Raw genomic sequence first — 25,677 nt, 5'->3', positions numbered from 1 at the left:
CTAGGTACAGGCGCGCCGGAAAAGGCGAAGAGCTAATCCATCTTCACAGTCTGAGCGGCACCGGTGTACGTCAGCGTTTTGGCGGGCGCGGCGTCTAGGTTCCAGGCCACGGGCTTGGCCTGACTCACCCACACCACCCGGAAAGTGCGCTGGGCGAGCATGCCGGGGAAAGTGCCTTTCCGCTCGCCAATGGTCAGCGTCTTGGCTTTCTCATTGTACGTCAGCGGGATAGTAGCGAAAGCGCCTTTCTCGTAGTTGTAGTTCACGTTTTCGTCCTCGTAGAGTGTGAACTGCCCATCCTTGCCGGTGTACACGTAGAGCGTGATGGGGTCGGCGGGCTTCTCGGCGGTGTATTGGATAGCGGGGCCGAAGGGCAGAATCGAACCTTCACGCACGTAGAGCGGCATGCGCTCCAGCGGCGCGTCAGCCGTAATGGTTTTGCCGCCGGTCTGGTACTGGCCCGAGTAGAAGTCGAACCAGCCGGTGCCCGCGGGCAGGTAGAGCGAGCGGTTGCGGGCGTGGTAGTCCGTCACGGGGTTCACCAGTAAGCTAGGTCCGAACAGGAACTGGTTGCTGATGTTGTGTACGCCAGCATCCTGGGCAAAGTCCATCACCAAGCCGCGCATCATGGTGCCGTTCTGGTGGTGGGCCTGCCCGGCCAGCGAATAGATGTAGGGCATCAGGCGATAACGCAACTGATTGTAGTACAGCATACTCTGGTAAGCCGGGGTGCCTTCGGGCGCGATGTTATAGATTTCCCGGAAGGGAAACTGTCCGTGTACCCGGAACAGCGGGCAGAAGGCGCCATACTGGTACCAGCGTGCATTCAGTTCGCGCCATTCCTCCTGGTCGGTAGGAGCCATCGGGGCTTTTTCGTAGCGATGCTCCACGGCAAAGCCGCCGATGTCGGAGGTCCAGTACGGAATACCCGACATCGAGAAGTTCAAGCCCGCCGGAATCTGGTTTTTAAGGTCTTCCCAACGCGAGGCAATGTCGCCGCTCCAGATGGCGGCCGCGTAGCGTTGCGAGCCAGCGTAGCCTGAGCGCGTAAGCAGAAATACCCGCTGGTCGGGCTTGCTGCCGCGCTGGCCTTCGTAGATGCCTTTGGCGTTTTGCAGCGGGAACCCATTGAAGTACAGCGTAGAAGAACCTAGGTGCGTCGGCGTCATCAGCTCCTTGCGCGTCTGCACGTTGGTATTGGAGTAGATGTCGGGCTCGGAGGCGTCCATCCACCAGGCATCAATTCCTTTGTTGAAAAGCTTGGTATTGAGCAGGTTCCAGAAGGCCTGCCGCGCCTGCGGGTTGAAGGAGTCGTAGAAGGTAGAGGTGTAGCCCTGCGCAATCCAGTCGCGGGTGCGGTTAGCGATGTTGCGCTTGTAGAGGTAACCTTTGGCGTTGAAGTCGTTGTAGTTCGGGATGCCTTCGTAAAACTTAGGCCACACCGAAATCATGAAGTGCAGGTTCTGATCGTGTAGGGTCTTGATCAGACCCTCGGGGTTCGGGAAGCGCGCCGGGTCAAACTCCTGGCTGCCCCACTCGGCCTGCTTCCAATACGACCAGTCGAGCACGATATTGTCGATCGGAATCTGGCGCTTGCGAAACTCGGCGGCCGTGGTCAGCATCTCATCCTGGGTTTTGTACCGCTCCCGGCTCTGCCAGAAGCCCATAGCCCACTGGGGCATAATGGGCGCAGGCCCCGTGATGGTACGGTAGCCGCTAATTACCTCGTCGGCCGAATTGCCCTGCACGAAGTAGTAGTTCAGGTCGCGGCCCGCCTCGGAGCGGAAACCGTACTGCTGCTGGCTCGCACCTACCAGCGGACTCAGCCACCGTAGACCTAGGTACGACTCGCCGCCGTCGGGGTCCCATTCCAGCTTGAGGCTGTACTTGCGCCCTTTCTCCATCTGAACCGGCACCACGGAAGTACCTGGATTCCAGGCTTGGCGCCACTTGTTCACGACCTCTTTGCCATCGATGTACAGCTTGGCGTAGCCGGCATTCTTCAGCCAAAAGTGGTGCAAACCCGTGGTGCCTGACTCCACGCTGCCTTCCCAGGTGGCCAGCACGTCGCCGAGCTTCACCGTGGCCGGGAAGTTCTTCTGGTCTTCCAAGTACTCGTAGTTGATGACCGACTCAGGCCGCTGCACCACGACTTGGCTGGGCTGCTTCTTGTTGACGTACGTAGCTGTTAGCCAGCCTTCTTCGCCGGTTTTGGCGTAGAGCTTGAGCGTGGAAAGCGGCTCGTAGTCGCGGGTGTCGCCCACTTTCGTGATGGAGTAATTATCCCAAAGCACGCCGTAGTTTTTGCTGGAGAGCAGGAAGGGCACGGCCACATCGGTGTTGTTCTGGGCTAGCTCTACCTGCTGGCCTTTGTAGTTCATCGTACCGTTCTGGTGTTGACCTAGGCCATACAGCGCCTCGTCGGTGGGCGACTCGAACAGCTGCGTCACTTCATAAAAGGACTGACCGTCGGCCACGGCGGGCCGGAAGGTTTTGCCGCCGAAGCTAGGTTCGCGCAGCAGCACCTGCCCCTTGGCATCGGCGAAGGTGACGGCGCCGGTGGGCAGCGCCACGGTGGCCGTGAGCGTGGGCGTGCTGATGCTGGCCTGGTCTTTTTTGCTCTTATACAGCCACTTCGCGGCAGTAGGCTTCTGCTCCACGGCCATCAGGCTTTTCACCGTCGACACCGTATCGAGGGGGCTAGCTTGCACGTGCACGATCTTGTCGCCGATGACTTGCAGGCGAATGGTGCGGGGCTGCTGCGGACCGCCCGGCGGCAGGTGCACCACAATGCCATCGGCCAGTTTTTCCACCCGAGCTTGTTGGGCTTGGGCGTTGAACGTAGAAGCGAAAGTCAGTAGACTAAGTAAGATACTGGTACTAATAGGGAGTCTTCTAAGCATGTTATGCAAACGTTTTCCTGGGGCGAAAGAGTAGGAGTTGTTAAGGAAGGGTGAACGTCGCGCGAGCAACTTACACGGGTGGAAAATGCCGGCGAACTTCTTTGCGCAAAGTCAGTCCGGCGCCTCGACGCAGGTGGCTCACGCGTGGGGTAACGAAGCGCTTTGTGCCTAGCTGCTGGCTAAGGTAAGGCAACGGGCTGTCCTGCAAGCAGCCCAGCTGCGCTTCGGGCTAGGTCCCTTACAAATGTACCGGGTGCATACCCTGCCGCAAGGGGCTATTCCTCGTCAAAAAAGTGCGAAAAATCCAGCAGGTGCCGGCTAGGGTGCAAGTGGGCCTTTTGTTCTATAGGAGCCCGATTAACTTTGATCATTCCCCTTGCAGCCCAATAGTTTACAGAACTAGCTGCCAGCATCCGAGAAGTTACACGGGCTACAGCGCTGCTGGTCCGTGGCCCGGCTTTCCCACCTTTCCCACCACCTTTCTGACGCTCGTATGAAGAAAAACAAACTACTCTTTTTAGAGGGCCGCAATCGTATGCGCCTGACGTTGGTAGCGACCATGCTCCCCGCGGCAGTGCTGTGCCACGCGGCCCCTGCCCTCTCCTATTCGCCCCCCGCCACCGCCACCAACACGACCGCCGACATCACCATCTCCGGGCGCGTGACCGACGAGAAAGGCGACGGCATACCCGGCGTAACGGTGCTGCTGAAAGGCACAACCATCGGCGTGAGTACGGACGGGCAAGGCGCTTTTTCGTTGCTGGTCCCCAATGATACCGGCACGCTGGTGTTCTCCTCGATTGGCTTCCTGACCCAAGAGGTACCCTTGGCGGGCCGGACAACCATCACGGTGAAGCTAGGCACCGACGTGAAGACCCTGAACGACGTGGTGGTAGTCGGTTATGGCACCCAACGCCGCGAAGACCTGACCGGTGCCATCTCTTCTGTGTCGGCCAAGGAAATCAGCCAAACCGTAGCGACCACCGCCGACCAAGCCCTGCAAGGCCGGGTGGCGGGCGTGGTGGTTACCCAGAACTCGGGGCAGCCGGGCGGGGGCGTTTCGGTACGGGTGCGTGGCATCGGCACGCTAAACGGCGACCAGGAGCCGCTGTACGTCATTGACGGCGTCTACATTCCGCCGGCGCAGCGCGACCCACGCTCAGGCACCTACACCGGCAACAGCGGCAACGGCATCAACCCGCTCTCCACCATCAGCCCCTCCGAAATTGAGAGCATCGATGTGCTCAAGGACGCGTCGGCCATTGCCATCTACGGGGCGCAGGCGGCCAACGGCGTCGTGATTGTGACCACCAAGCGTGGCAAGTCGGGGGCGCCGAAGATTGATATTGAAAGCTACTATGCCTTGCAGCAGCTACCCAAAGAGCTGCCGGTGATGAACTTGCAGCAGTACGCCGTTTACAACAATGCCAAGGCGGCCATCACAGGCTACAACCCCAAGCCAGCGCTGATCAATCCTGCCTACCTAGGGCAGGGCACCAACTGGCAGAAAGAGATTTTCCGGACCGTGCCCATGTACAACGCCAGCCTGCGGCTGAGCGGCGGCGATGAGCGCACGCAGTACGCGCTGTCGGGCTCCTACCTCTCGCAGGATGGCATTGCTCTGTCGTCGGGCTTCAAGCGGGCCTCGGCCCGCATCAACCTGGACAACAAGACTACCAAGTGGCTGAAGATTGGTACCAGCTTGCAGTTCTCCGACGTGCGCGAGAACATCAACGCTACGAACTACGACCTGATCAATGCCGCCATTCGGGTGACGCCCGACATTCCGGTGCGTAACCCCGACGGCTCTTTCGGTGGCCCCACGGGCTCGGCGGTGCAGTCGTACAACCCGAACCCGGTAGCGGCCGCCACCCTAAACACCAACCGCTCGTACCGCGACCAAGCGCTAGGCAATTTTTACGGCGAAATCTACTTTCTCAAGCATTTCACCCTGCGCAATGAAGTATCGGGCAACTTCGACCTAGGTTCGTTCGAGCAGTTTTTTCCCACGTTCACCGTGGGCGACATTACCAGCAACCAGAACTCGGCCTTCCAGAGCAGCTCGAAAAGCACCAGCTGGACGACGCGCAACTTTCTGACTTACAATCAGGTATTCAACAAAATCTACACCGTAACGGCCCTGCTGGGGCACGAGGCTAGCTCGGGCAAGTACGAGTCACTATCGGCGGGGCGGCGCAACTTCCCCTCCAACAACGTGACGGCCATTGGGGTTGGCGACGCCACCACGGCCACCAACGACGGTAGCCGCGGCGACTGGGCCGTGGAGTCGTACTTCGGGCGACTGAACCTAGGTATCAACGACCGGTACCTACTTACGGGCACCGTGCGCCGCGACGGCTCTTCCAACTTCGCGGCCGGCAATAAGTGGGTGACGACTTACTCCTACGCCCTGGCGTGGAAGCTTTCCAGCGAGGAGTTCCTGAAAAGTGTCAGCGCCTTGAGTGAGCTAAAGCTGCGCTTTGGCTACGGCCTGACCAACAACCAGAACGTGGGTGCCTACGTGTACGGGGCGCGCCTGAGCGTGAACCCGAGCGGCCTGGGGCAGTCGGTGCTCGTGTCGAACATCGCTAACCCGCTGGCCCAGTGGGAAACGACCAGCGGCTACAACCTAGGTCTGGACCTGGCGGTGCTCAACAATCGCGTGCGCTTCACGGCCGACGCCTACACGCGCAAAACCAACGGCTTGCTGCTCTCGCTGCCCCTACCGCTCTACGCGGGCACCAACGGCACGGGCTCCCTCAGCCCGCCGGTCTACAACGTAGGCTCCATCCGCAACAAGGGTCTGGAGTTTACCTTGAACACCCAGAACATTGATAACAAAAGCTTTACCTGGACTTCGGGCTTCACGCTGTCGTTGAACCGCAACCGGGTTGAGTCGCTGAACACCGCAACCAGCGCCATCACGCAGTCGGTAGACAACGCCAGCCAGATCATCTCGCGCACGGCCGTGGGACAGCCCATCGGCTCCTTCTACGGCTACGTGGTCGAGGGCATGTTCAACAAGGCTTCCGACTTCGAGAATGCTGCGCTACCAGTAGGCTCCGACGGCCAGCCGCTGCCCGTCAACCGCACCAACGGCGTCTGGATTGGCGACCTGAAGTTCAAGGACGTAAACGGCGACGGCATCATCGACGTGAAAGATCAGGTGAACCTAGGCTCCCCGATTCCGAAGTTTCAGTATGGACTGACGAACACCTTCAACTACAAGGGCTTCGATCTGACGGTATTCATCAACGGCAACTACGGCAACAAGATCTTCAACTACACCCGCCGCAAGGCCGAAGACCTCACCGACGACTACGGCAACCACTGGGCTACCGTCAGCGACTTTGCCCGCGTGGAGCGGATTGACCCTAACGGTTCGGAAACCGACGTCAACAATGTGTACGTGGCCAACGCCGGCACCACCATGCCGGGCATCCGCTTGGCCGGCGACCCCAACCAGAACAGCCGCATCTCGTCGCGCTATGTGGAAGATGGCTCCTACCTGCGCATTAAGAACGTAATCCTGGGCTACCAGATACCAAAGGACTTAGTGAGTCGGGCCCACCTGACCAATGTGCGCGTGTATGCCAACGTGCAGAACCTAGCCACCTTCACCAAATACACCGGCTTTGACCCCGAGGTGGGCGCTTCGGTGTACCCTGGCTCGCCCTTGCTTTTCGGCTTCGACTGGGGCCGTTACCCAACCCAGCGCGTGTATACCCTCGGTATCAACTTCGGCTTCTAAAGCAAAGCTAGGTGCTTGACTGACTGGCTCTAAGCTATGACTTAGCTTGCTGCTCAGTCGCACCCGCAGCATTCCTGCTTGCTGCTTCGCGGAAGCCTCACCTTCTACCCACCTACTTCTATGAAACTTCGTCAGAACTTTACTGCTGCGTTACTGGCTACTAGCCTTTTGCTAGGTGCTTGTAGCAAAGACTTCCTAGACCGGCCGCCCCAAGGGCAGCTCGTGACCGATAACTTCTACCAGACTGCTTCCGACCTGCGCCTAGCCACGGCAGGCCTCTACGGGCGCCCTTGGTTCGACTTCAACTATCCCTTCCTGCTCGACGTGGGCGACGTGATGGCCGGCAACGCCTACGCCAGCTGGAACCCACGTTCGTCGTACGTCAACTTCTCCGTGTCGGCCGGCGACAACGGAGTGCTGTACGGCTGGTCGTCGCTCTACAACGTGATTGGGCAGGCCAACACCACCATCAACAACATCCGCACGATTGCGCCGGCGGGGCTGGCCGAGGCCGCCAAGAACTCGGCTATTGGGGAAGCCCGCTTTATGCGCGCCGTGGCGTACTTCTACCTAGTGCGCTTGTGGGGGCCCGTGCCCATCGTCGAGAACAACTCGGCCCTGGTGGAGAAGCCTCTAGTGCCCCGCCACCAGGTAGCCGACGTGTACCGCTTCATTCTGGAGGACTTGCAGTTTGCCGCCGAAAACCTACCTGCCACTGACGTAGCGGGCCGGGTGACTTCCTGGAGCGCCAAAGGCATGCTAGCCAAGGTGTATCTGACGAAAGCGGGCCTGGGGCAAAGCGGCACGCGCAACCCAGAGGACCTGAACAAAGCCAAACAGTACGCTGGCGAGGTGATGACCAGCAGCGGCCTGACGCTACTGCCCAACTACTACGATTTGTTTCTGCGCAAAAGCAAGAACAACTCGGAGAGCTTGTTTTCCCTGCAATGGGTGGCCAACCAAGGCTGGGGCAACCAGAACGTGTACCAATCTTACCTAGGTGCTGACTCCAAGGTAACGGGCGTGGGTGACGGCTGGAACAATATCTCGCCCACCCTGGATCTGTACAACACCTTCGAGCCCGGCGACAACGTGCGGCGCAAAGCCACCATGATGCTCAACACGGACAAGTACCCCGAGCTGACCACCGCCGACAACCCCAACGGCTACACGATGACGGCCACCACGCCCTCATTCAAGAAGTACGTTATCGGCGGCCCAACGGCGCCCGGCAACGATGGGCAGGTGAGCGTGCTGCAAACTGACATCAACACCTACATTCTGCGCCTAGCCGACGTGTACCTGATTTATGCCGAAGCCATCCTAGGCAACAGCACCTTCACGTCTAACACCGATGCTCTGGCCGCCTTCAACAAGGTACGCACCCGCGCCGGCCTCACGGCCCTCACCTCGCTCGACCTCGACAAGATCATGCGGGAGCGGCGGGCCGAGTTTGGCTTGGAAGGCCAGTACTGGTTTGACTTGTCGCGCCTGCACGACTACAGCCCAGCCGCAGCTAACGCTATGATTGCAAAGCAGCACCGCAACACCTTCACCTACACGCCCACGGCTAGCCCGAGCATTGTGGAAACGCCGATTCAGGTGACGGCGACGGACCGCAGCTATACGCTGCCCTACCCGAATGCCGAACAGATTGCCAACCCGAAGCTGAACGAGCCAGCCGTTGCCTACTACCAGTAGGCGCCTAGCCTGCGCTTTTCTCTGGCCGAATCTTACCCCGAACCATCACATGCTGCACTATACCGAAAAATCTTCCCACCGGCTGCTGATCTGGCTGCTGTTGCTGCTCGCCTTCACGCAGACCGCCTGCGACAAGGACGACGAAAACGAGCCGCCCACCATCACCACCATCCGCGCCTACCTAGCTTCGCCCGCCGACAGTGTCCTTAGCCGGGTAGGTCCCGGCGCCTGGATTGTGATTCAGGGCAGCGGCTTCAAGAGCACTAAGCAGGTTTTCTTTGATGGCATCCAGGCCACCTTCAACCCCGCCCTGCTCGCCGACCGCAACCTAGTGGTGCAGATTCCGGAGGGCATCCCGTTTGCCACGGTACCCACCGATCAAATGAACTCTATTCGTGTGGTAACGGAGGGCGGCGAAACGACCTTCCAGTTCCCAATTCAAGCCCCGCCGCCGGTTATCACGGCCGCCTCCAACGAATTTGCTTACCCCGGCGAAACCATCACGCTGAGCGGCACTTACCTCTACCTGATTGATAAGATCACCTTCCCTGGCAACGTGAATGCGACAGAGTTCACGGCCACCGACGACGGCACCACCGTGCGGGTGAAAGTGCCAGCAAACGTTAGGCAAGGTGGTTCTATCATGGTTAAGACCCAGTTCGGCACCGCCATTTCGCCTTTTGGCTTCAACAGCCCAACGGGAATGCTGCTGAACTTCGATGACGTAGGATCGAACCTGTGGGGCAGCACCGTCACCAACAGCACGACGCTGTACCCAGGGGGGCACGGCAACTACGCCAGTATGGTACAGGACCTGGTGCCCGCCAACAACTGGGATTGGTTCAACGGCAAGCGGGCCATCAACTCGCCACCCGGCGAATGGGTGCCCGCCAGCGAGCTAGGTCAGCCCGCCGGCAACTATGCTCTCAAGTTTGAGATCTTCGTGAAAGAGCCGTGGTCGACGGGCGCGCTGCTGGTTACCCCGTCCGATGCGTGGGTGTACATTGCCCGCTACGAGCCTTGGAAAACTACGCCCAACTTTAAAACGACGGGTTGGATGACCGTCACGCTGCCGCTCAGCACCTTTAAGCTGAAAGACCCCACCCTGGGCGACGGCAACGGCAAGGCCGCCGTCACGGTCCGGGACATCATCGGTAGTACCGACGAGTTTGTACGCATGATGTTCGTGAACGACACCGCCACTCCCCTCGCGAAGCTCGACCTAGCTATTGACAACATTCGGGTGGTAAAAATCAAGTAGTTACCAGCCAAACACAACGATGGCTGACTTCTTTGCGGCGCGACTGCCACCTAGGTAGCGGCTTAGCGGCAGGAAGTCAGCCATCGGTGTGTTGTCGCTGCAAAACCAGTGCGTTGCGGGTTTGTGGTAACTGCTGGCTTACCTCACTTTTATGAAGAAACTGGTATTTCTCCTCGTTGCTAGTCTGGTGTTCAGATACCTAGCAAATGCGCAGACGACGCCGGCCGGCCGCGAGCACCTGCTGATAGATTTTGGCTGGCGCTTCGCCTACGGTCATCCCTTCGACCCTAAACAGGATTTCAACAACGGCGCGGGCTACTTTTCTTACTTCACCAAAGCCGGCTACGGCGACGGCGCGGCGGCGGCCGGCTTCGACGACCGCGCTTGGCGCCAGCTCGATCTGCCCCACGATTGGGCCGCGGAGCAGCCCTTCGACGCCAAAGCGAGTTTCAGCCACGGCTTCAAAACCGTGGGCCGGGCTTTCCCGCAAAGCAGCGTGGGCTGGTACCGCAAAACCTTCAAAGTGCCCGCTACTGACCTAGGTCGGCGGCTGGTGCTAGAGTTTGATGGCGTGTTTCGCAACTCCATTGTCTGGATTAACGGCCACTACCTCGGCACCGAACCGAGCGGCTACAACGGCTTCCGCTACGACCTCACCGACTACCTCAACTACGGCGGCGACAACGTGGTGGCCGTGCGCGTGGATGCTACCATGGAGGAAGGCTGGTTTTATGAGGGCGCCGGCATCTACCGCCACGTATGGCTCACCAAAACCAACCCGCTCCACGTGGCCCCCACCGGTACCTGCGTGACGACTGAGGTAGCGAATACGACAGCCACCGTGCAGGCGAAAGCGAACATCGTGAACGAGGAGAAAACGGCAAAAACCTTCTCCGTGCTTCAAACCATCGTTGATGCGCAAGGCCGCGCCGTGGCGAGCCAGCGGCAGGAGGGCATTCAGTTGAAGCCATTTCAGACCCAGGAAGTCGCCCTGACGTTGCCGGTAACTCAGGCGCACTTGTGGGACTTGGACTCGCCGTATCTGTATCAGCTGCACACCACTGTACTCGCTGACAACCAGGAAGTAGATGCCTATAAAACCACGTTCGGTATCCGGACTATTCGCTTCGATGCCAAAGAGGGCTTCTTCCTGAACGGCAAACCGGTAAAGCTCAAAGGCACGAATAACCACCAAGATCATGCGGGCGTGGGCACGGCGCTGCCCGACGGGTTGCAATACTTCCGCATCAAGGCGCTGAAAGCCATGGGCTCCAACGCCTACCGGTGTTCGCACCACCCGCCCACGCCCGAGCTGCTGGAAGCCTGCGACCAGCTAGGCATGCTAGTGCTAGATGAGAACAGGCTTATGGGCACCAACTACCAGATGACGGAAGACCTGAAAGGCATGATTTTGCGCGACCGCAACCATCCGAGCGTCATCAGCTGGTCAATTGGCAACGAGGAGTGGGGTATTGAAAACAACATCACCGGCGCCCGCATCGCCACGACTATGCAGGCCTACGCCAAAAGCCTCGACCCAACCCGCACTACCACGGCCGGCATCAGCGGCGGCTTTGGCAGCGGTATTTCTGATGTGCTGGAAGTGATGGGCTACAACTACCTAGGCAACGGCAATATCGAGGCGCACCACCAGCGGTTTCTCGAGCAGCCGGGCATGGGCACGGAAGAAGGCTCCACGTTTGCCACCCGCGGCGTGTACGTGACCGATGCCGAAAAGCACTATGCCGCCGCCTATGACCAAAAGCCGCGGCCTACCTTCTATAGCATCGAGGAAGGTTGGAACTTCTACGCCACCCGCCCCTACCTAGCCGGCATGTTCATCTGGACGGGCTTCGACTACCGGGGCGAACCAACGCCCTACGGGTGGCCGTCGGTCACGTCCTACTTCGGCATGATGGACGTGTGCGGTTTCCCCAAGGACAACGTGTACTACCTGCGCTCTTGGTGGAGCCAGCAGCCCACCTTGCACCTGCTGCCGCACTGGAACTGGCCGGGCCGCGAGGGGCAGCCCATCGAGGTGTGGGCCTATAGTAATTGCGACGAGGTGGAGTTGTTTCTCAACAAGAAAAGCCAAGGCCGCCAGCCCATGCCACGCAACAGCCACCTGGTTTGGAAGGTGCCCTATGCCCCGGGTACGCTGGAAGCCGTGGGTTACCGGGCCGGCAAAAAAACGCTGATGGACGTCGTGAAAACCACCGGACCCGCCGCAGCCTTGCAGCTAGCCGCCGACCAAACCAGCCTGCGCGCTAACCGGGAAGACATCAGCGTGATTACGGTGCGCGTGCAAGACAAAAACCAGCAACTCATGCCCACCGCCAACCCCGATATTACGTTTCAGTTGAGCGGGCCCGGCAAAATCCTGGGAGTAGGCAACGGTGACCCCACGTCCCTTGAAGCCGACAAGTTCCTGGAAACCATCCAGATTGTACCCATCGGCAAGCTGCAAGAAAAGCCAGCCGAGAGCCTCACCCCTCCCGCCGACCTCATGGCGTCAACCAATGACGAAGGCGGATGGGCGGCCGCTTTCAGTTCGCGCCCGGCTGATGCCATGCCGGCCGCTCCCCTACCCAAAGCCTACGTGTACCGAACTAGCCTCGAAGTACCGACCCTAGACCCGGCCGCCACCGTCACGTTTTTCTACCGCAGCATGGGCCCGGAGCAGTCAGTTTACCTCAACGGCAAACCGCTGGCAGAAAACCTAAAGGACAGCAAGGCGGGCGCAGTCTTCAGGCTCGATAAAACCCTTCTGAAAGCGGGGCGCAACGAGTTGGTGATTGTGGCCACGCCCTTCGTGAAGAAACACAGCTGGGAAAGCTACAACACCGACCCCGGCCTGCTGCAAATCGTGACGCCGGCCGCGCCCTGGCACCGCCGCGCCTTCAACGGCCTCGCTCAGATTATCGTGCAAACCACGCAGGCTCCCGGCAACCTCGTGCTGACAGCCAAAGCGCCCGGCTTGAAGCCCGCGACGCTGACGCTGCCGGCCAAAGCTGCGCCTGCGCGTCCGTCGCTACCGTAACCAACGGAAGTCCACGTATACTTGTTGGTAGTTCGCTTCCTATTATCTAACATACGCTTGGCCGAAACCGACGGTCCACTCCCTCATAGCTCCAGCTTAAAATGAAAAGAACAATCCTTCTCGCTCTTAGTGCGTGTCTTGTTTCCACTATTGCCAGTGCCAAGGTTCGAGTTGCGAGAATATTCGGGGATGGGATGGTACTTCAACGAAATCAGCCTATCCCCGTGTGGGGCTGGGCCGATAAGGGGGAAAGCCTGGTGATTGAGTTTCACAATCAGACCCGTCAGGTGAAGGCGGGTGCCGACGGAAAATGGCAGGTCGCCCTCGGGGCTGAAAGCGCCGGGGGACCGTATACCTTGCGCATTAGCGGCCAAAATAAGGTACAGCTAAAGGATGTCCTAGTGGGTGACGTCTGGATTTGCTCGGGCCAGTCGAACATGGGATGGCCCTTAGCTTCTGCCCTGCGAGGCAAGGAAGAAATTGCGGCCGCTAACTACCCCCAAATTCGGCAGTTCAAGGTACATAACGATGCCGGTGAGCGCCCGAAAGATGATCTAGCTTTTGAAGGAAGCTGGAAACCAGCTCTGCCGGCATACGCCGGCGACTTCACGGCAATAGGCTATTTTTTTGCCTGCGACTTATACAAGGAGCTGAACGTCCCGATTGGATTAATCAATACCAGCTGGGGCGGCACCGATATTGAGACCTGGATAAGCAAGGGCGCTTACGAACGCAGCCCCGATTTCAGCCAGATGATTGCCGGTCTGCCAGCCATTGACCTAGGTACTGAGGCCAAAGCCAAAACCGAGGCTATTCAGGGATTAATAAAACGTCTTCAGGGCCAGTTGCCAACGGCAGAGGCGGCTGCCAGCTGGCGATCAGCCGCTTTCAACGATAGCTCCTGGCCCACCATGAACGTGCCCCAGCTTTGGGAGCAGGATGTGCTGAAAGATTTGGACGGTACCGTATGGTTTCGCAAAGCCGTAGACCTAGCTCCGGGAGATGCCGGCAAGGAGGCCACACTTGCGCTGGGTGTGATTGATGACAACGACCAGACGTACGTGAACGGCACCAAAGTAGGCGCGACCACTGGTTATACCGTTAAACGCGCCTACTCTATTCCGCAAGGGGTCCTCAAGCCCGGGAAGAACGTCATTGCCATTCGCGTAGAAGATACTGGCGGCGGCGGGGGGCTGTACGGGGAAGCAAACGAGCTGTCTCTGAAAGTCGGGGAGAAAACAATGCCCCTAGCAGGGCTCTGGTCCTTTGGTATTGAAACTGTGCAAACCAATACCAGTTTTATCAATCCCAATAGCTACCCTACTATCCTGTACAATGCCATGATTCACCCTCTGCTTCCCATAGCGATGAAGGGGGTGCTATGGTATCAGGGCGAAAACAATGCTGGGCGGGCTCAGGAATACAGAAAGGCCTTCCCCCTACTGATCCAGGACTGGCGGCAACAATGGGGGCAGAAGGATTTCCCGTTTTACTTTGTGCAGCTGGCTAGCTACAATGCCGCAAACGGCAACAGCGAGCAAGGCAGCACGTGGGCCGAGCTTCGGGAAGCCCAAAGCCTGACCTTGTCGGTACCCAACACCGGCATGGCCGTTACCACCGATATCGGGGAAGCGAAAGACATCCATCCGCGCAACAAGCAGGACGTAGGCCATCGGCTAGCGAGAATAGCGTTGCACGACGCCTATGGCAAAAAGATAGTGTCGGTGGGACCTACTTTCAAATCCATGAAAGTCGAAGGAAACAAGATCCGTCTCTCCTTTTCTGACCTTGGCAGCGGGTTAGCTATTAAAGCAGGCCAGAGTGTACTAGCGGGGTTTGATCTTGCTGGCGAAGACCAGAAGTTCAGGCCCGCTAAAGCGGCTATTGAGGGCAACGACGTGGTCGTTTATCGGGAAGATACCGCAAAGCCTGTTGCGGTAAGGTATAATTGGGCTGACTACGCTGGGGCAGGCAACCTGTACAACAAAGAAGGACTGCCTGCCGCCCCGTTTAGAACTGATAATTGGCCAGCGGTTACTGCCCAGGCGCATTACTTAATCAAAAAATAGGAAACGCTGCCTTCGCCGAGCGGCCCCAAAACGACGGGACGGCTCTAGTGTTAGATCATCCCTTAAACAGAGGACTCTAGTGGCGAAGTAGTTTCGCGGCTTTGGCGGTGCTGTTTGGCGTAATCGGAGGGCGTGACGTTGTAGATCTTCTGGAAGGTCTTGCGGAAGTATCTCGGGTCTTCAATGCCCACTTGAAAAGCCACTTCCGACACGCGCATCGGGGTACTAGCTAGCAGTTGGGCCGCCCGCTTCATGCGTACGTCGCGGATGAACTCCACCACCGTTTGGCCGGTGATGCTCTTGATGCGGCGGTAAAACACCGACAAGCTCATACCTACTTCGCGCGCCAGCACCTGCACGCTGAACTCCGGATTGCTCAGGTGCTTTTCCACTGCGTTCATGGCATTTTCCAGGAATTGCTTGTCGGCATCGGCAATGACTACTTCGGTAGGCTCGAGCAAAATTTGGCGCTGGTAGAACTCGTGTAGCTTGCGACGATTGCGCACCAGCGTCGTGATTTTGGCCTGGAGCAGAGTTGGGTTGAAGGGCTTGCTCACGTAGTCGTCGGCGCCCATGCCTAGGCCTTCCAGCTCGTGGGTTTCGGCGGTGCGCGCCGTAAGCAGCAGCACCGGAATATGGGCCGTTTTGGGGTGCTGCTTCAAGCGCTTACATAGCTCCAATCCGTCGCTGCGCGGCATCATCACGTCGCTGATAATTAGGTCGGGCAGTTCGCTCAAGGCCTTTTCCCAGCCATCGATGCCGTCTTCGGCGGTCAGCACTTCGTAATCCGGCTCAAACAATTGCTGCAAATACTGGCGTACTTCGTCGTTGTCTTCTACGACCAGCAGGCGCGGCGGGCCGACCGGCACCGCCGCCTCCCCTAGCAGCTCCTCCGCTTCCAGACTGAATGCCTCCTCACTGGTGGGGTGCAGCGTGGGATCTTCCAACTGAATGTCTTCGGGGCGTAGGTGCTGCTGGCCGAAGGGCAGGCGCAGCTCAAAGGTGGTGCCCGCCCCGGGCGTGCTCGCTACCGTGAGTTGGCCGCCGTGCCGCTCGGCAAACTGCCGGGCCAGCGATAGGCCAATGCCGGTGCCCGCCATGCGCAGGGTATTCGTGTGCGAAGCCTGGTAGTAGGGGTCAAAGATGTGCTCCAACTCCTCGGCCTTGATGCCTACACCCGTATCACAAACGCTAATACTTAAGTAGTTGCCAGCCAACTCGCCTTCACTAAAAACTGCCTCCCCGCCGGGGTTGCCCACCACCGTCGCCGACAATCCTATCTGCCCTTTCTCACGCGTGTATTTGAAGGCATTGGCCAGCAAGTTGGTAAGAACGATTTCCAGCTTGCTGTGGTCGAAATACAGCAGCACCGGCTCCGCAGGCACATCGAGCAAGTATTCGACCTTGCGCTCCTGGGCTTTCAGCCGGAAGATGGCGTGCATCTCCGTCAAGAAGTGCACTGCGTCGCCGTGGCTGGCACGCAAGGGCACGTTGCCGGTTTCCACCTTACGAAAATCGAGGAGCTGATTCACCAAATCGAGCAGCTTACGGGTTTGCTTTTGCACCAAAAGCACCTTGCCGCGCAGATCGACCACGGGGCCTTGGCTGCGGATGATTTCCTCTACTGGCCCCAATATCAACGTTAAGGGCGTGCGTAGCTCGTGCGATACGTTGGTGAAGAAACCTAGCTTGAGGTTGGTTAGCTCTTTCTCCTTTTCGGTTTTAAACTGTTCCAGCACCAAACGATTCTTCAGCGCCTGCTGGGCCATTTCGATGCGGCGGTACAGCGCAATGCCGCTCAGCGCCACGACGGCATATACCAGATAAGCCAATCCTGTTTTATACCAAGGAGCCTGAACATCAAACTTCAGCGTGGCGGCTTTCTTCGACCACATCCCCTCCCCGTTGCTGGCTTTTACTTCGAACGTATACTGCCCAGGCGGTAGGGTCGTAAAGCTTGCCGTTCGCTGCCCTGGCGCCGGATATACCCACTCTTGGTTGAAGCCTACCAGCCGGTAGGCGTAGCGGTTTTTCTGCGGGTTGGCAAAATTCAGACCCACAAACTCCACCGAGAAGTCATTCTCTGACGCTTTAATAGTCACTATCTGCGGCGTGGAGAGGGGTTGCGTCAGCACCACCCGGCCGTTGTGTTCTTGGCCTACCGCCACCAACTTATTGGCAATGCGCAGGCCGGTAATCTGCACCACCGGCGGGTAAGGGTTTGGCTGAATGGCATGGGGCTGGAAGTAGCTGATGCCGTTGATACCACCGAAGTATAGGGTGCCATCCTGCGCGCGCGCGGCCGCCCCAATCTTGAAGGCGTTACTTTGCAAGCCATCCGCAACATCGTAGCGGATGTGCTGGCGGGTGCTGGGCGTGAAGCGGTACAGGCCGGTGCCCCCAATCCAGAGGTTGCCTTCCTCATCGGCCAGGATACTTTCTACGTCGCTCTCGGGCAACCACTTGGCGTAGGAGTGCACTACTTCACGGCCTTGGGCATCCGTCGTAAGTTGGTGAAGCCCGCCGCCAATGGTGCCGATCCAAAGGGTGCCGAGGCGGTCGAGCAACAGCGGCCAGACGTAATCTACCCGCAGGCCATCTTTGCTGCCGGGCGTGTGCTTAAACTGCTGAAGCAACAGCAAAGAATCAGGGGTAGCCCGCAGCTTGAGCAGACCTTGGTCGTTGGTGCTGGCCCACAACACATCATGTTGCCGGTCATAGAGCAGGTAGGTAAAGTGGTTGGTTGGCAGCTTTGAATTGTTGACGCGGTAAGACCCCAGGAACTTGCCGTCCTGGCTCATCCGCACCAGCCCGGAAAAGAACGTCGCGACCCACACCGTCCCGAAGCGGTCCTCGGCAAGGTTTTCTACGCTGGCGCCAGTTAAGTCCACGTCGTCAGCCACTTTGCTGTACGTGCTAATGTGCTCCTGTCCACCACGGCGGGTCAGCTGGCTCAAGCCGTGCCCCCGGGTGCCAAACCACAATGAGCCATTGCTCGCCTGCAGGATGGTCGCCACATCAACACTGATTGGGTTACGGGTACCCGTTTGGTTCAGGTAGTTGCGGTAGGTTTTGTGCTTCAGGTCATAAGCTGACACCCCGTTACGAGTTCCAAACCACAGAATATCGCGGCTTTCCTCCTTGTAAATCGTATTGACGTAGTTGGTCGGTAAGGTAGCCTGGCTGCTCTGTTGCCGCCGCAGCTGGCTGAAAGGCTTCTGGCGCAAGTCGACTTTGTTCAACCCGCCGGCTGAGGTACACAACCACACAATTTGGTTGTGGTCTTCATACATCTGGTGTATCCGCTCGGCACTGATGCTAAAGGGCTCCCCGTTATCGGGCAGCAGCAACGTCGGGTGCGTAGCACGCAGGGGTAGGCTATCCCCCGTCGCGGTACCGGCCTCCCACACGTACAAGCCGTAGGTGGTGCCCACCCAAAGCCGCCCGAACGAATCAAGCAGCAACGATTGCAGTTGCGAATACAGTTGTGACTGGGGGTGCGCCGCCAACTGGCGAACCAGCCGGCGATTGGCGCTACTAATCCAGAACACCTGCTTTTCGGTACCCACCCATAAATCGCCGCGTCGGTCGAGGTGCAATGCTCGAATGTTGCCGGTTATGGCAGTAGTTTCGGCTGCTAAGGTCTGGCTTTCGGGCCAAATGACGCGCAAGCCATAACTAGGTGAGCCAACCCAGATTTTATCCTCGGTATCGGCTACCAAGCTGCTTACATCGTAATCGTTGGTACTACCCGCTGGTCCGGGTGGCTGGCGCAAACTCTCTAGTTGATGTTGCGAGTTGAACGCTAGCACAAATAAGCCTTCGTGCTCTGTACCCACCCAAAGGCGGCCCTGCTTATCCGACGTAAGCGCCGTAATGCTAGCCTGCGACAGCCGCCGGAATAAAGTTCGGTAGGCCGCTGGTACTTGCTGTTCGTCGAAGCGCAGCAGGCGGTCAGCGGTAGGATCATACGTACTTAGCCCCGCACGCTCGCTGCCCACCCATAAACGACCATTAGGCGCCAAGTGCAGCACCATGATACGGTTGGCAGAAATGCCGTCGCGGTTGTTGATTGGCAGTATATATTGCTTGAGGTGATAGCCATCGTAGCGGTCGACGCCACGGTTCGTACCTACCCAAATAAATCCAGCTTTATCCTGCACTACGGCCATAGCGTCGCTGTGCGCAAGGCCTAGGTCGACGGTCAGATGTTCGAAGCGAAAATCTTCGGGCGCCGTATTCTGTCCCCTTGCCCCTTGCCGCGTGCCTACAAGGAGTAGTACTACCAGGAATAGCTGATGAAACAGTGCACCCCAAATAGAGCGGTTAGGCGGCACTCGCAACATGAATAGCTACAGAAAAGTCAAACAAAGGGTAAAAGCGCCTAAACTCACTTGCTAACCGGGAAGTAAGTAAATGACCAAAGTGCTTCTTACGAAAGTAGTGAATTGCAGCGTATGCTAGCCGTTGTTTACCGCCATACTCGTGACGAAATATGCCTACACGGCCGATTGTCAGGTGCCCATTCCCAGCCTGGCGGGCCAACCCCAGCCGATGGTGGACCCGGCAGCCATGACCACGAACAACGCGCGGCCAGAGAGGGCATCTGCTTGGAAGTGCTATCCCAATCCGACCTCGGTATTCTGCACATGGAGTGGGAAGGTGAGATCAACGAACTATGGGTCACAGATGTGACCGGTAAAGTAGTGCTGCGAACGGTTCCTGCTCACCAGCAAGCAGCCGTGCAGCTAGGCAACTTTCCTACGGGCCTCTATTTCTTACGACTCTTCACCGGCAAAAAATGGGAACAAGCGCAATTTCTTGTCAGGCGATAGCAGCTGAGCGGGAGGCGAGAGGCTTGCTAGGTTTGTGCCGGGTGAAGGAGAAAAGAAAGCAGATTAGCGCCTGAACCGCTCGCCCCTATTTTAAAGTTGCGCGAAGCTGCTTTTTGAGTTCGCTTGTTCAGTGACACAGACCGTCTTTCTGGACGTGTGAAGCTGAGCAAGTTGAGCGCCTTGTTCCGTTGGCTTACATTTCGACAGACGTGCAGCAACCTTGCCCATCTACTCCCTTCCAATTAAGGGTAATGCCACGAAGCCATTTGTCGGCTTCGTGGTTTAACTAACTGGTCTACAGTGTGGCCATATCGATGGCGAAGCGGTAGCGCACGTCGCCCTTCACCATACGCTCGAAGGCGTGGGTAATATCCTTGATGTCGATGACTTCGACATCAGAGACGATGTTGTGCTCGGCGCAGAAGTTCAGCATTTCCTGGGTTTCGGCGATGCCGCCAATCATGGAGCCGGCGATGCTTTTGCGACCGACGATGAGCGAGAAAGCTGGGATTTCCAGCGGCTTGGGCGGCACGCCCAGCAGGATGTGCGTGCCGTTAATTTTGAGTAGCGACAGGTACAGCGGAATGTCGTGGTCGGCGGCCACGGTGTCGAGAATAAAGTCGAAGCTACCGCGCACGGCGGCCAGTTGGGCCTCGTCTTTGGTAACCACGAAATGATGGGCGCCTAGGTCCTTGGCGTCCTGCTCTTTGGCGGACGAGGTGCTGAGCACGGTGACGTCAGCCCCGAAGGCCACGCCAAACTTGACGGCCATGTGGCCCAGGCCGCCCAGGCCCACCACAGCCAGCTTGTGGCCATGGCCCACTTTCCAGTGGCGCAGGGGCGAGTAGGTGGTAATGCCGGCGCACAGCAGCGGGGCCACCCCCGCTAGGTCGAGCTTGTCACTCACGTGCAGCACAAACTCCTCGCGCACCACGATGGCGCTGGCGTAGCCGCCGTAGGTGGGGTTACCGCTGCGGTTGGGGTTGTTGTAGGTCTGGGTGGCACCTTCGACGCAGAAATGCTCCTCACCTTCCTGGCAAGGCACGCAGTGCTGGCACGAGTCAATCAGGCAGCCGACGCCGGCCAAGTCGCCGACGGCGAAGTTTTTGACGTGGGCGCCGACCTGGGCCACACGGCCCACAATTTCGTGGCCCGGCACCATCGGGAACATGCCCGGAAACCACTCATTTTTAATCTGGTGCAGGTCGGTGTGGCACACGCCGCAGAAGAGAATCTCAATCTGCACGTCGTGCGGACCGACTTCGCGGGGCTCGAACGTCCAGGGGGCGAGGTCGGTATCGGGAGTTTGGGCCGCGTAGGCTTTGGTCTGGTTCATGGGGCTGAAAAGCTAGCTGCAACAACGCCGTTGCAGACCCCAAAACTACCGGCCCCTTTTTCGGCTACGGTACAGCTTTCAAAGGGCTTTTTATACTTTTCAACGCGTTTTAAGCAGGCCCCAAAATACCTAGGTCACGGCCAAAGGCGCGCGGCGAAACGCCAGCGGCGTGGTAGCAGTGTGTTTCTTAAAAAAGCTGGTAAAGTAGGACGTGTACTCGAAGCCGAGGCGGTCGGCAATGTCGGCCATGGCCCAGTCGGTGTGGGTGAGCAGCAGCTTGGCTTCGGCCAGCAGCCGCTCGTTGATGTGGGCCGTGGTGGAGCGACCCGTTACTTCCTTTACCTTGGCGTTGAGGTGGTTGACGTGCACGGCTAGGCGGTCGGCGTAGTCGCGGGCCGAGCGCAGCACCGGCTCGCGCAGCTCCCCCGTCATTGGAAACTCTATTTCCAGCAAGCTCAAAAACAGCCCCGTGATGCGCTCGGCCGCGTTGGTAGGCGGGTGCTGGGCAGCGGCCGGCGGCAGGTGGGCAGCTTCGTGAATGATGATGGAGAGCTGGTTGCGCAGCAGCTCGTCTTTGTGCGCGTAGTCCGAGGCCATGTCGCGGCGCATGCGCTCGAAGGCGTCGGAGAAGTAGCGCAGCTGCCCGGCATCGAGGTAGTACACGGGGTTGCCATCGACCTTGTACAGCACTGAGTCGCGCAGGCTCACGCCGCGCATGGCCGCGTGCAAAAACGACTCGGAAAAGCAGCAAATGTGCCCCTGCTGGTCGGCAGCTACTTCGGCCGATTCCCAGGCGTAAGGAATTAGGCGGTTGGTAAACACCAGCGCGGGCCGGTCGATGACGAAGCTGCGGGTAGCGTAGTGCAGCTCATTTTGCCCCGCCAGCACCAACATTACCTTGAACATGTCGTGGCGGCTGAACTGGTCCATACCGCATCGGGCCTTTTGCATGGTTACTACTTCCAACTGGCGGGCCGCTGCGCCCAGGGGCGGGTACGTCGCGGTCTGGAAAAAAGGCGAGGTGTCCGTTGGTAGGTAGCTCATGGTCTTGGCCGAGTGGCCCCGTTAGTATCACTTCATAACCGGCACTGGTAGCCGGTGTTTAGGTTAGCACTTAGCTACCTAGGGCAGCTTGTAGCGCAAACTACAAGCTGCCCTAGATGTTGCGAGCAAGCCGTTATGCTGGCAGTTGTTGCATAAGTTAAAGTTAACTGTTGCTCAACGGAGTGATAACGCCCATGATGTTGACACCTACCTTGCGCAGCAATAAACGCAGGTCAAACAGCATCAGGCGTCTGGGTAACGGCGGCAGTTGCATGGGGGCTAACGCGGGCCGATTGCCGGTACCATGGATGATGCCTTGTACCAGACCGAACGCTTAAGGCACTTTTGGCTATAGCTTGCGCGTGCCCAATGGCACCTACCAAGTCGTGCTGCACTTTGCTGAGCTTTACTAGACCTAGCCCGGCCAGCGCGTCTTCGACTTACGCGCCGAGAACCAGCTCGTTTTGGAACTGTAGGGGATCTAGCAGTCGGCGCGGCATTGCTTCAAAGAAAAGGCGACATGCCAGACTCCTGCTCGTGGCCTCCTCCACCGGAAAACACCCGCTACCGGCCGTTGGCTCTTTCCAATTACGCGCTAGCCCTGGTGTTCTTTGTAGAGCTTGCGGATAATACTGATCTGGCCCCGGTGGTAGATTTCGTCTTCAAGCATGTGAAATAGAACCCAAGCCAAGTTGCACCCGGTGTCCGCATCATAGCCCTCGAGTCGTTTTGTAAAGTCTTTGAACGTCAGGTTCTGCAACGCCTGTAGGAGCAACTGCCTGGAGGCTGTCAAGCCGGCTTGGTAAGCGTCCCATGGTTGGCCGGTAATGAGCTGAGGAAGATAGGTGCCCATGTCCAAAGCGGGCTCCCAGTGTTGGGTTTCCGCCTCCGTTAGCTTTCTGCCTTCTACAAATTCGATGCGGAAGTAATGCTCCAGCGCCGTGATATGCGCCAGCAGGGCGCCAATCGTGTTCCAGCCCTCTTTATACTGCCAATCTAGTTCCTGAACCGACAGGTGCTGCAGCGTTTGCACAGTTGTCACTCGGACATCCGCTAGCATTCCAAGCAGATAGTCTAGCGAGTGGTCGGCAGAAGTGCCAAATTGAATGTGGAAAGTTCTCTTGGTCATAGATAACAGTGGTGGAACCGGTTCCATATCTCTCGCCTACCCCGGCTACAGAACCCCTGCGTGCCGATCAGCACCCGTTGTCCGAACCGGGGCCTATTGGCGGTGAAAAGGCCGGGGAGAAAGGACAGGCCTTGTGGGCGCAGTCGTTTGGAGTCGATGGCTGGTCCGGCTTGGTTGGAAAGAAGCGCTTTACCTTAGGTGCCCAGTGATACCTAAGGTAAAAAGGTATTTCTATTCTGATTCTGGGTCCTGCTGCTGTTATGCTTGCTGCTCACCTAAACGAGCTAATCGTAGCAGGTAGGCAAGTCAGGGTGATAGGCAAACCCTAGTAGTTGCTCCAACAGCGGGTGCGTCACGCAGTAGGTGTGCGCCCTGACGGCAACAGGGGAGCAACCCCTTGAACCAAACAAGGTTCAGGTCTCGACAACTCATCTAACGTAATAGCCTAGTGCCGACCGACACTGGCTAAAATATGAAAACAGAATAAACACGGATTGAAAAGCCTCAACTCTACATCACGACCTTATGCTAACAAATATATTATCCGCTGAGGCGGAGACCCACTCACCGATTAAGGCTGTTTTCTTTGACCTAGATGGCACTTTAGTCAGTTTCCAAACGCACGCCGTCCCACTTTCCGCCGAGCGGGCGCTTGCGCGCCTGCAGGAACAAGGCATCAAGGTTTTGGCAGCTACAGGGCGTTCCATCGACGCCCTAGCCCCCGTGCGCTACCTGAACTTCGATGGCTTCATCACCTACAACGGGGGGTGCTGCGTGACGGCAGACGGCCATGTGCTGCGGCGCCACACCTTAGATTCTGGGGACGTACAGCGTTTACTGGACTATGCAGTGCACCAGCCCCTTAACTACGTGCTGATGTATGAGAACAGCGTAGCCGTCAACCGCACGACCCCAGAGATGGAGGCTATGTACACCCGTCTGAACTTGCCCGTGCCACCTGTGGTGGAGCGAGCCAAAACGGAGCTCACGCAGGTATTGCAGGCCAACGTCTTCCTAGGTCCGGAAGCGGAGCACGCGTTCATGGAACAGGTGATGCCGAACTCGGTGGCTACCCGGTGGACGCCGCTGTTTGCCGACGTCAACCCACAGGGCATTAGCAAGAAAGTCGGAGTCGACGTGTTCTGCGAGCACTTCGGCCTAGATGTATCCGAAACCATGTCGTTTGGCGACGGCGGCAATGATGTGACCATGTTGCAGTACACGGGCCTAAGCGTCGCCATGGGCAATGCCGCGCCGCACGTGCAGGACAGCGCCGATTATGTCACGGCGGAGACTGACCACGATGGGATTGCACAAGCTTTAACCCACTTTGGCCTTCTGTAAAGAACGCACGAGCACGTGTTCAGGTAATTTCCCTCAAACTGAGCGCTAGAGCGGCGAGTCCAGTTGCTACAGTGTTTGTGGGAACAACGCAATGGTGGAAGCACCAAACCGCATAAAGGCCCGTACCGATGGGTGGGCGCGCTTCTGTTGCCCACCCATCGGTACGGGCAGTAGCTCCACGCGTCTGATTCTATCTGCGCTTGCCGATCTTTGCGACAAAGCCGCTGGGCACCGCAAACAACCTAGGCCCTGCCCCCTTGACCATGCGTCAGAGTACTCTTTCTTTTGCTATATCACCTTCGTGAAAACCGTTAAATTTCATAAAGCCGAGTGTGGCGTGGAGGTATTGCTCCAGGTAGGGCTAGGTCACCTCTTCCCAGAAAGCTATCTGAACACTGAGGCGTACAATACCGACTTCTTTGAAATCCTGCTCTTCAAAAAGGGCCGCGGCACTGTGATACTAAATCAGCAAACTATCCGCATCACCGATAACACCATCGTTTTTATCTCGCCCTTTCAGAAGAGACAGTGGCAGTTGTCCGCTGATCATCTGGAGTTTACCTTTCTTATTTTTCAGGAAGACTTTCTCAACGACTTCTTTGCCGACAAGCTCTTTGCCTACCGTCTGCTCTATTTCTACCAGCTAGATTACCCTTTGTCCCTCGCAGCGTCCTCGGAGCAGATTCTTAAATACTGCGGTTTGCTGACCGAAATCAATGCTGAGCTGCGGCCCATGCGGCCGGACAGCGAGCATATCATCCGCTCCTTGCTCTACTACCTGTTGCTTTCCTTCAACCGCACCTATGCCGAAAGGAATCAGCTGCCGCTCGACAAGGCCGAGAACCACTATGCTTACCATTTCAAACGCCTGCTGGAGCTACACATCAAAGAAAAGCAGCGGGTGTCCGAATACGCTGATCTGCTAGGTATTAGCCGGGTAACGCTCAACAAAGCGGTACAGGCTCAGTTCAACGTGACGGCGACCCACTTGCTAAAACAACGGCTCTTGTTTGAAATCAAGAACGCCCTGCTGCATGCCGGCAAGCCGGTCACCGACATTGCGCACGAGTTACACTTCTCGGAGCCCAACCACCTCATGCGCTTCTTCAAGACGCAAACGGGGCTGACGACCACGGAATTCTTAGCGGCTTATCAAAATGGTAGTTCCCACTAAGCCTTTGGTAGGTGGCTAAAACAAGACTAGCTGGACCTTTGCACCGCGTTTTGTTACGCTCCCGCAGTGGGAGAAAGCTAGGGCAAACCG

The 25,677-nt window shown here is 57.9% G+C and carries 15 protein-coding genes; 10 read left to right on the top strand and 5 right to left on the bottom strand.

Annotation, left to right across the window (positions count from 1 at the left end; translation table 11 throughout):
* Window positions 1–32: 32 nt before the first annotated feature.
* Window positions 33–2,903, bottom strand: a complete 2,871-nt coding sequence (locus SD425_RS12570) for a TIM-barrel domain-containing protein (RefSeq protein ID WP_324679066.1) — start codon at window positions 2,901–2,903, stop codon at window positions 33–35.
* Window positions 2,904–3,396: 493 nt separating this feature from the next.
* On the opposite strand from SD425_RS12570, the gene SD425_RS12565 reads away from it, so the two are divergent.
* The 5 genes from SD425_RS12565 to SD425_RS12545 all read left to right on the top strand — a co-directional run bounded on the left by SD425_RS12565 (window position 3,397) and on the right by SD425_RS12545 (window position 14,725).
* On the top strand, window positions 3,397–6,654 hold the full coding sequence (locus SD425_RS12565; RefSeq protein ID WP_324679064.1) for a TonB-dependent receptor: 3,258 nt from the start codon (window positions 3,397–3,399) through the stop codon (window positions 6,652–6,654).
* Between the two features lie 120 nt (window positions 6,655–6,774).
* Complete coding sequence (locus SD425_RS12560; protein ID WP_324679062.1) at window positions 6,775–8,355, top strand: RagB/SusD family nutrient uptake outer membrane protein; 1,581 nt, start codon at window positions 6,775–6,777, stop codon at window positions 8,353–8,355.
* A 49-nt stretch (window positions 8,356–8,404) separates the two neighbouring features.
* Entirely contained in the window at window positions 8,405–9,616 is a 1,212-nt protein-coding gene (locus SD425_RS12555; protein WP_324679060.1) for a glycan-binding surface protein, read from the top strand.
* Window positions 9,617–9,767: 151 nt separating this feature from the next.
* Window positions 9,768–12,656: a beta-galactosidase GalA gene (gene galA / locus SD425_RS12550; protein ID WP_324679058.1), complete on the top strand. Its 2,889-nt coding sequence runs from the start codon at window positions 9,768–9,770 to the stop codon at window positions 12,654–12,656.
* 194 nt (window positions 12,657–12,850) lie between these two features.
* Window positions 12,851–14,725: a sialate O-acetylesterase gene (locus SD425_RS12545; protein ID WP_324679056.1), complete on the top strand. Its 1,875-nt coding sequence runs from the start codon at window positions 12,851–12,853 to the stop codon at window positions 14,723–14,725.
* A gap of 62 nt (window positions 14,726–14,787) precedes the next feature.
* Here SD425_RS12545 and SD425_RS12540 read toward each other — a convergent pair whose 3' ends face one another.
* A complete protein-coding gene (locus tag SD425_RS12540) occupies window positions 14,788–19,071 on the bottom strand; it encodes a two-component regulator propeller domain-containing protein (RefSeq protein ID WP_324679053.1) in 4,284 nt (1,427 codons plus the stop codon).
* Window positions 19,072–19,182: 111 nt separating this feature from the next.
* Here SD425_RS12540 and SD425_RS12535 point away from each other — a divergent pair, with 111 nt between their 5' ends.
* Window positions 19,183–19,560 carry a T9SS type A sorting domain-containing protein gene (locus SD425_RS12535; protein ID WP_324679051.1) on the top strand — a complete coding sequence of 126 codons (378 nt, stop codon included), beginning with the start codon at window positions 19,183–19,185 and terminating at the stop codon, window positions 19,558–19,560.
* A 295-nt stretch (window positions 19,561–19,855) separates the two neighbouring features.
* Here the strand turns inward: SD425_RS12535 and SD425_RS12530 are convergent, their stop codons facing one another.
* Window positions 19,856–20,896 (bottom strand): NAD(P)-dependent alcohol dehydrogenase, encoded by a 1,041-nt coding sequence (locus SD425_RS12530; protein ID WP_324679049.1) that lies wholly within the window; start codon window positions 20,894–20,896, stop codon window positions 19,856–19,858.
* Between the two features lie 129 nt (window positions 20,897–21,025).
* A complete protein-coding gene (locus tag SD425_RS12525; protein ID WP_324679047.1) occupies window positions 21,026–21,940 on the bottom strand; it encodes a helix-turn-helix transcriptional regulator in 915 nt (304 codons plus the stop codon).
* 362 nt (window positions 21,941–22,302) lie between these two features.
* On the opposite strand from SD425_RS12525, the gene SD425_RS30010 reads away from it, so the two are divergent.
* A complete protein-coding gene (locus SD425_RS30010) occupies window positions 22,303–22,353 on the top strand; it encodes a hypothetical protein (protein ID WP_416381039.1) in 51 nt (16 codons plus the stop codon).
* Between the two features lie 182 nt (window positions 22,354–22,535).
* On the opposite strand, the gene SD425_RS12520 is transcribed toward SD425_RS30010, so the two are convergent.
* A complete protein-coding gene (locus SD425_RS12520; RefSeq protein ID WP_324679045.1) occupies window positions 22,536–23,069 on the bottom strand; it encodes a DinB family protein in 534 nt (177 codons plus the stop codon).
* A gap of 11 nt (window positions 23,070–23,080) precedes the next feature.
* On the opposite strand from SD425_RS12520, the gene SD425_RS12515 reads away from it, so the two are divergent.
* From SD425_RS12515 to SD425_RS12505, 3 genes are all read left to right on the top strand, one after another.
* On the top strand, window positions 23,081–23,278 hold the full coding sequence (locus tag SD425_RS12515; RefSeq protein WP_324679043.1) for a hypothetical protein: 198 nt from the start codon (window positions 23,081–23,083) through the stop codon (window positions 23,276–23,278).
* A 316-nt stretch (window positions 23,279–23,594) separates the two neighbouring features.
* Window positions 23,595–24,413, top strand: a complete 819-nt coding sequence (locus tag SD425_RS12510) for a Cof-type HAD-IIB family hydrolase (RefSeq protein WP_324679041.1) — start codon at window positions 23,595–23,597, stop codon at window positions 24,411–24,413.
* Between the two features lie 301 nt (window positions 24,414–24,714).
* Window positions 24,715–25,587 (top strand): AraC family transcriptional regulator, encoded by an 873-nt coding sequence (locus tag SD425_RS12505; RefSeq protein ID WP_324679039.1) that lies wholly within the window; start codon window positions 24,715–24,717, stop codon window positions 25,585–25,587.
* The last annotated feature ends 90 nt before the right edge of the window (window positions 25,588–25,677 follow it).

Source organism: Hymenobacter sp. GOD-10R (genome assembly GCF_035609205.1).
Lineage (GTDB): Bacteria > Bacteroidota > Bacteroidia > Cytophagales > Hymenobacteraceae > Hymenobacter.
This window is presented reverse-complemented; position numbering and strand designations above follow the sequence as displayed.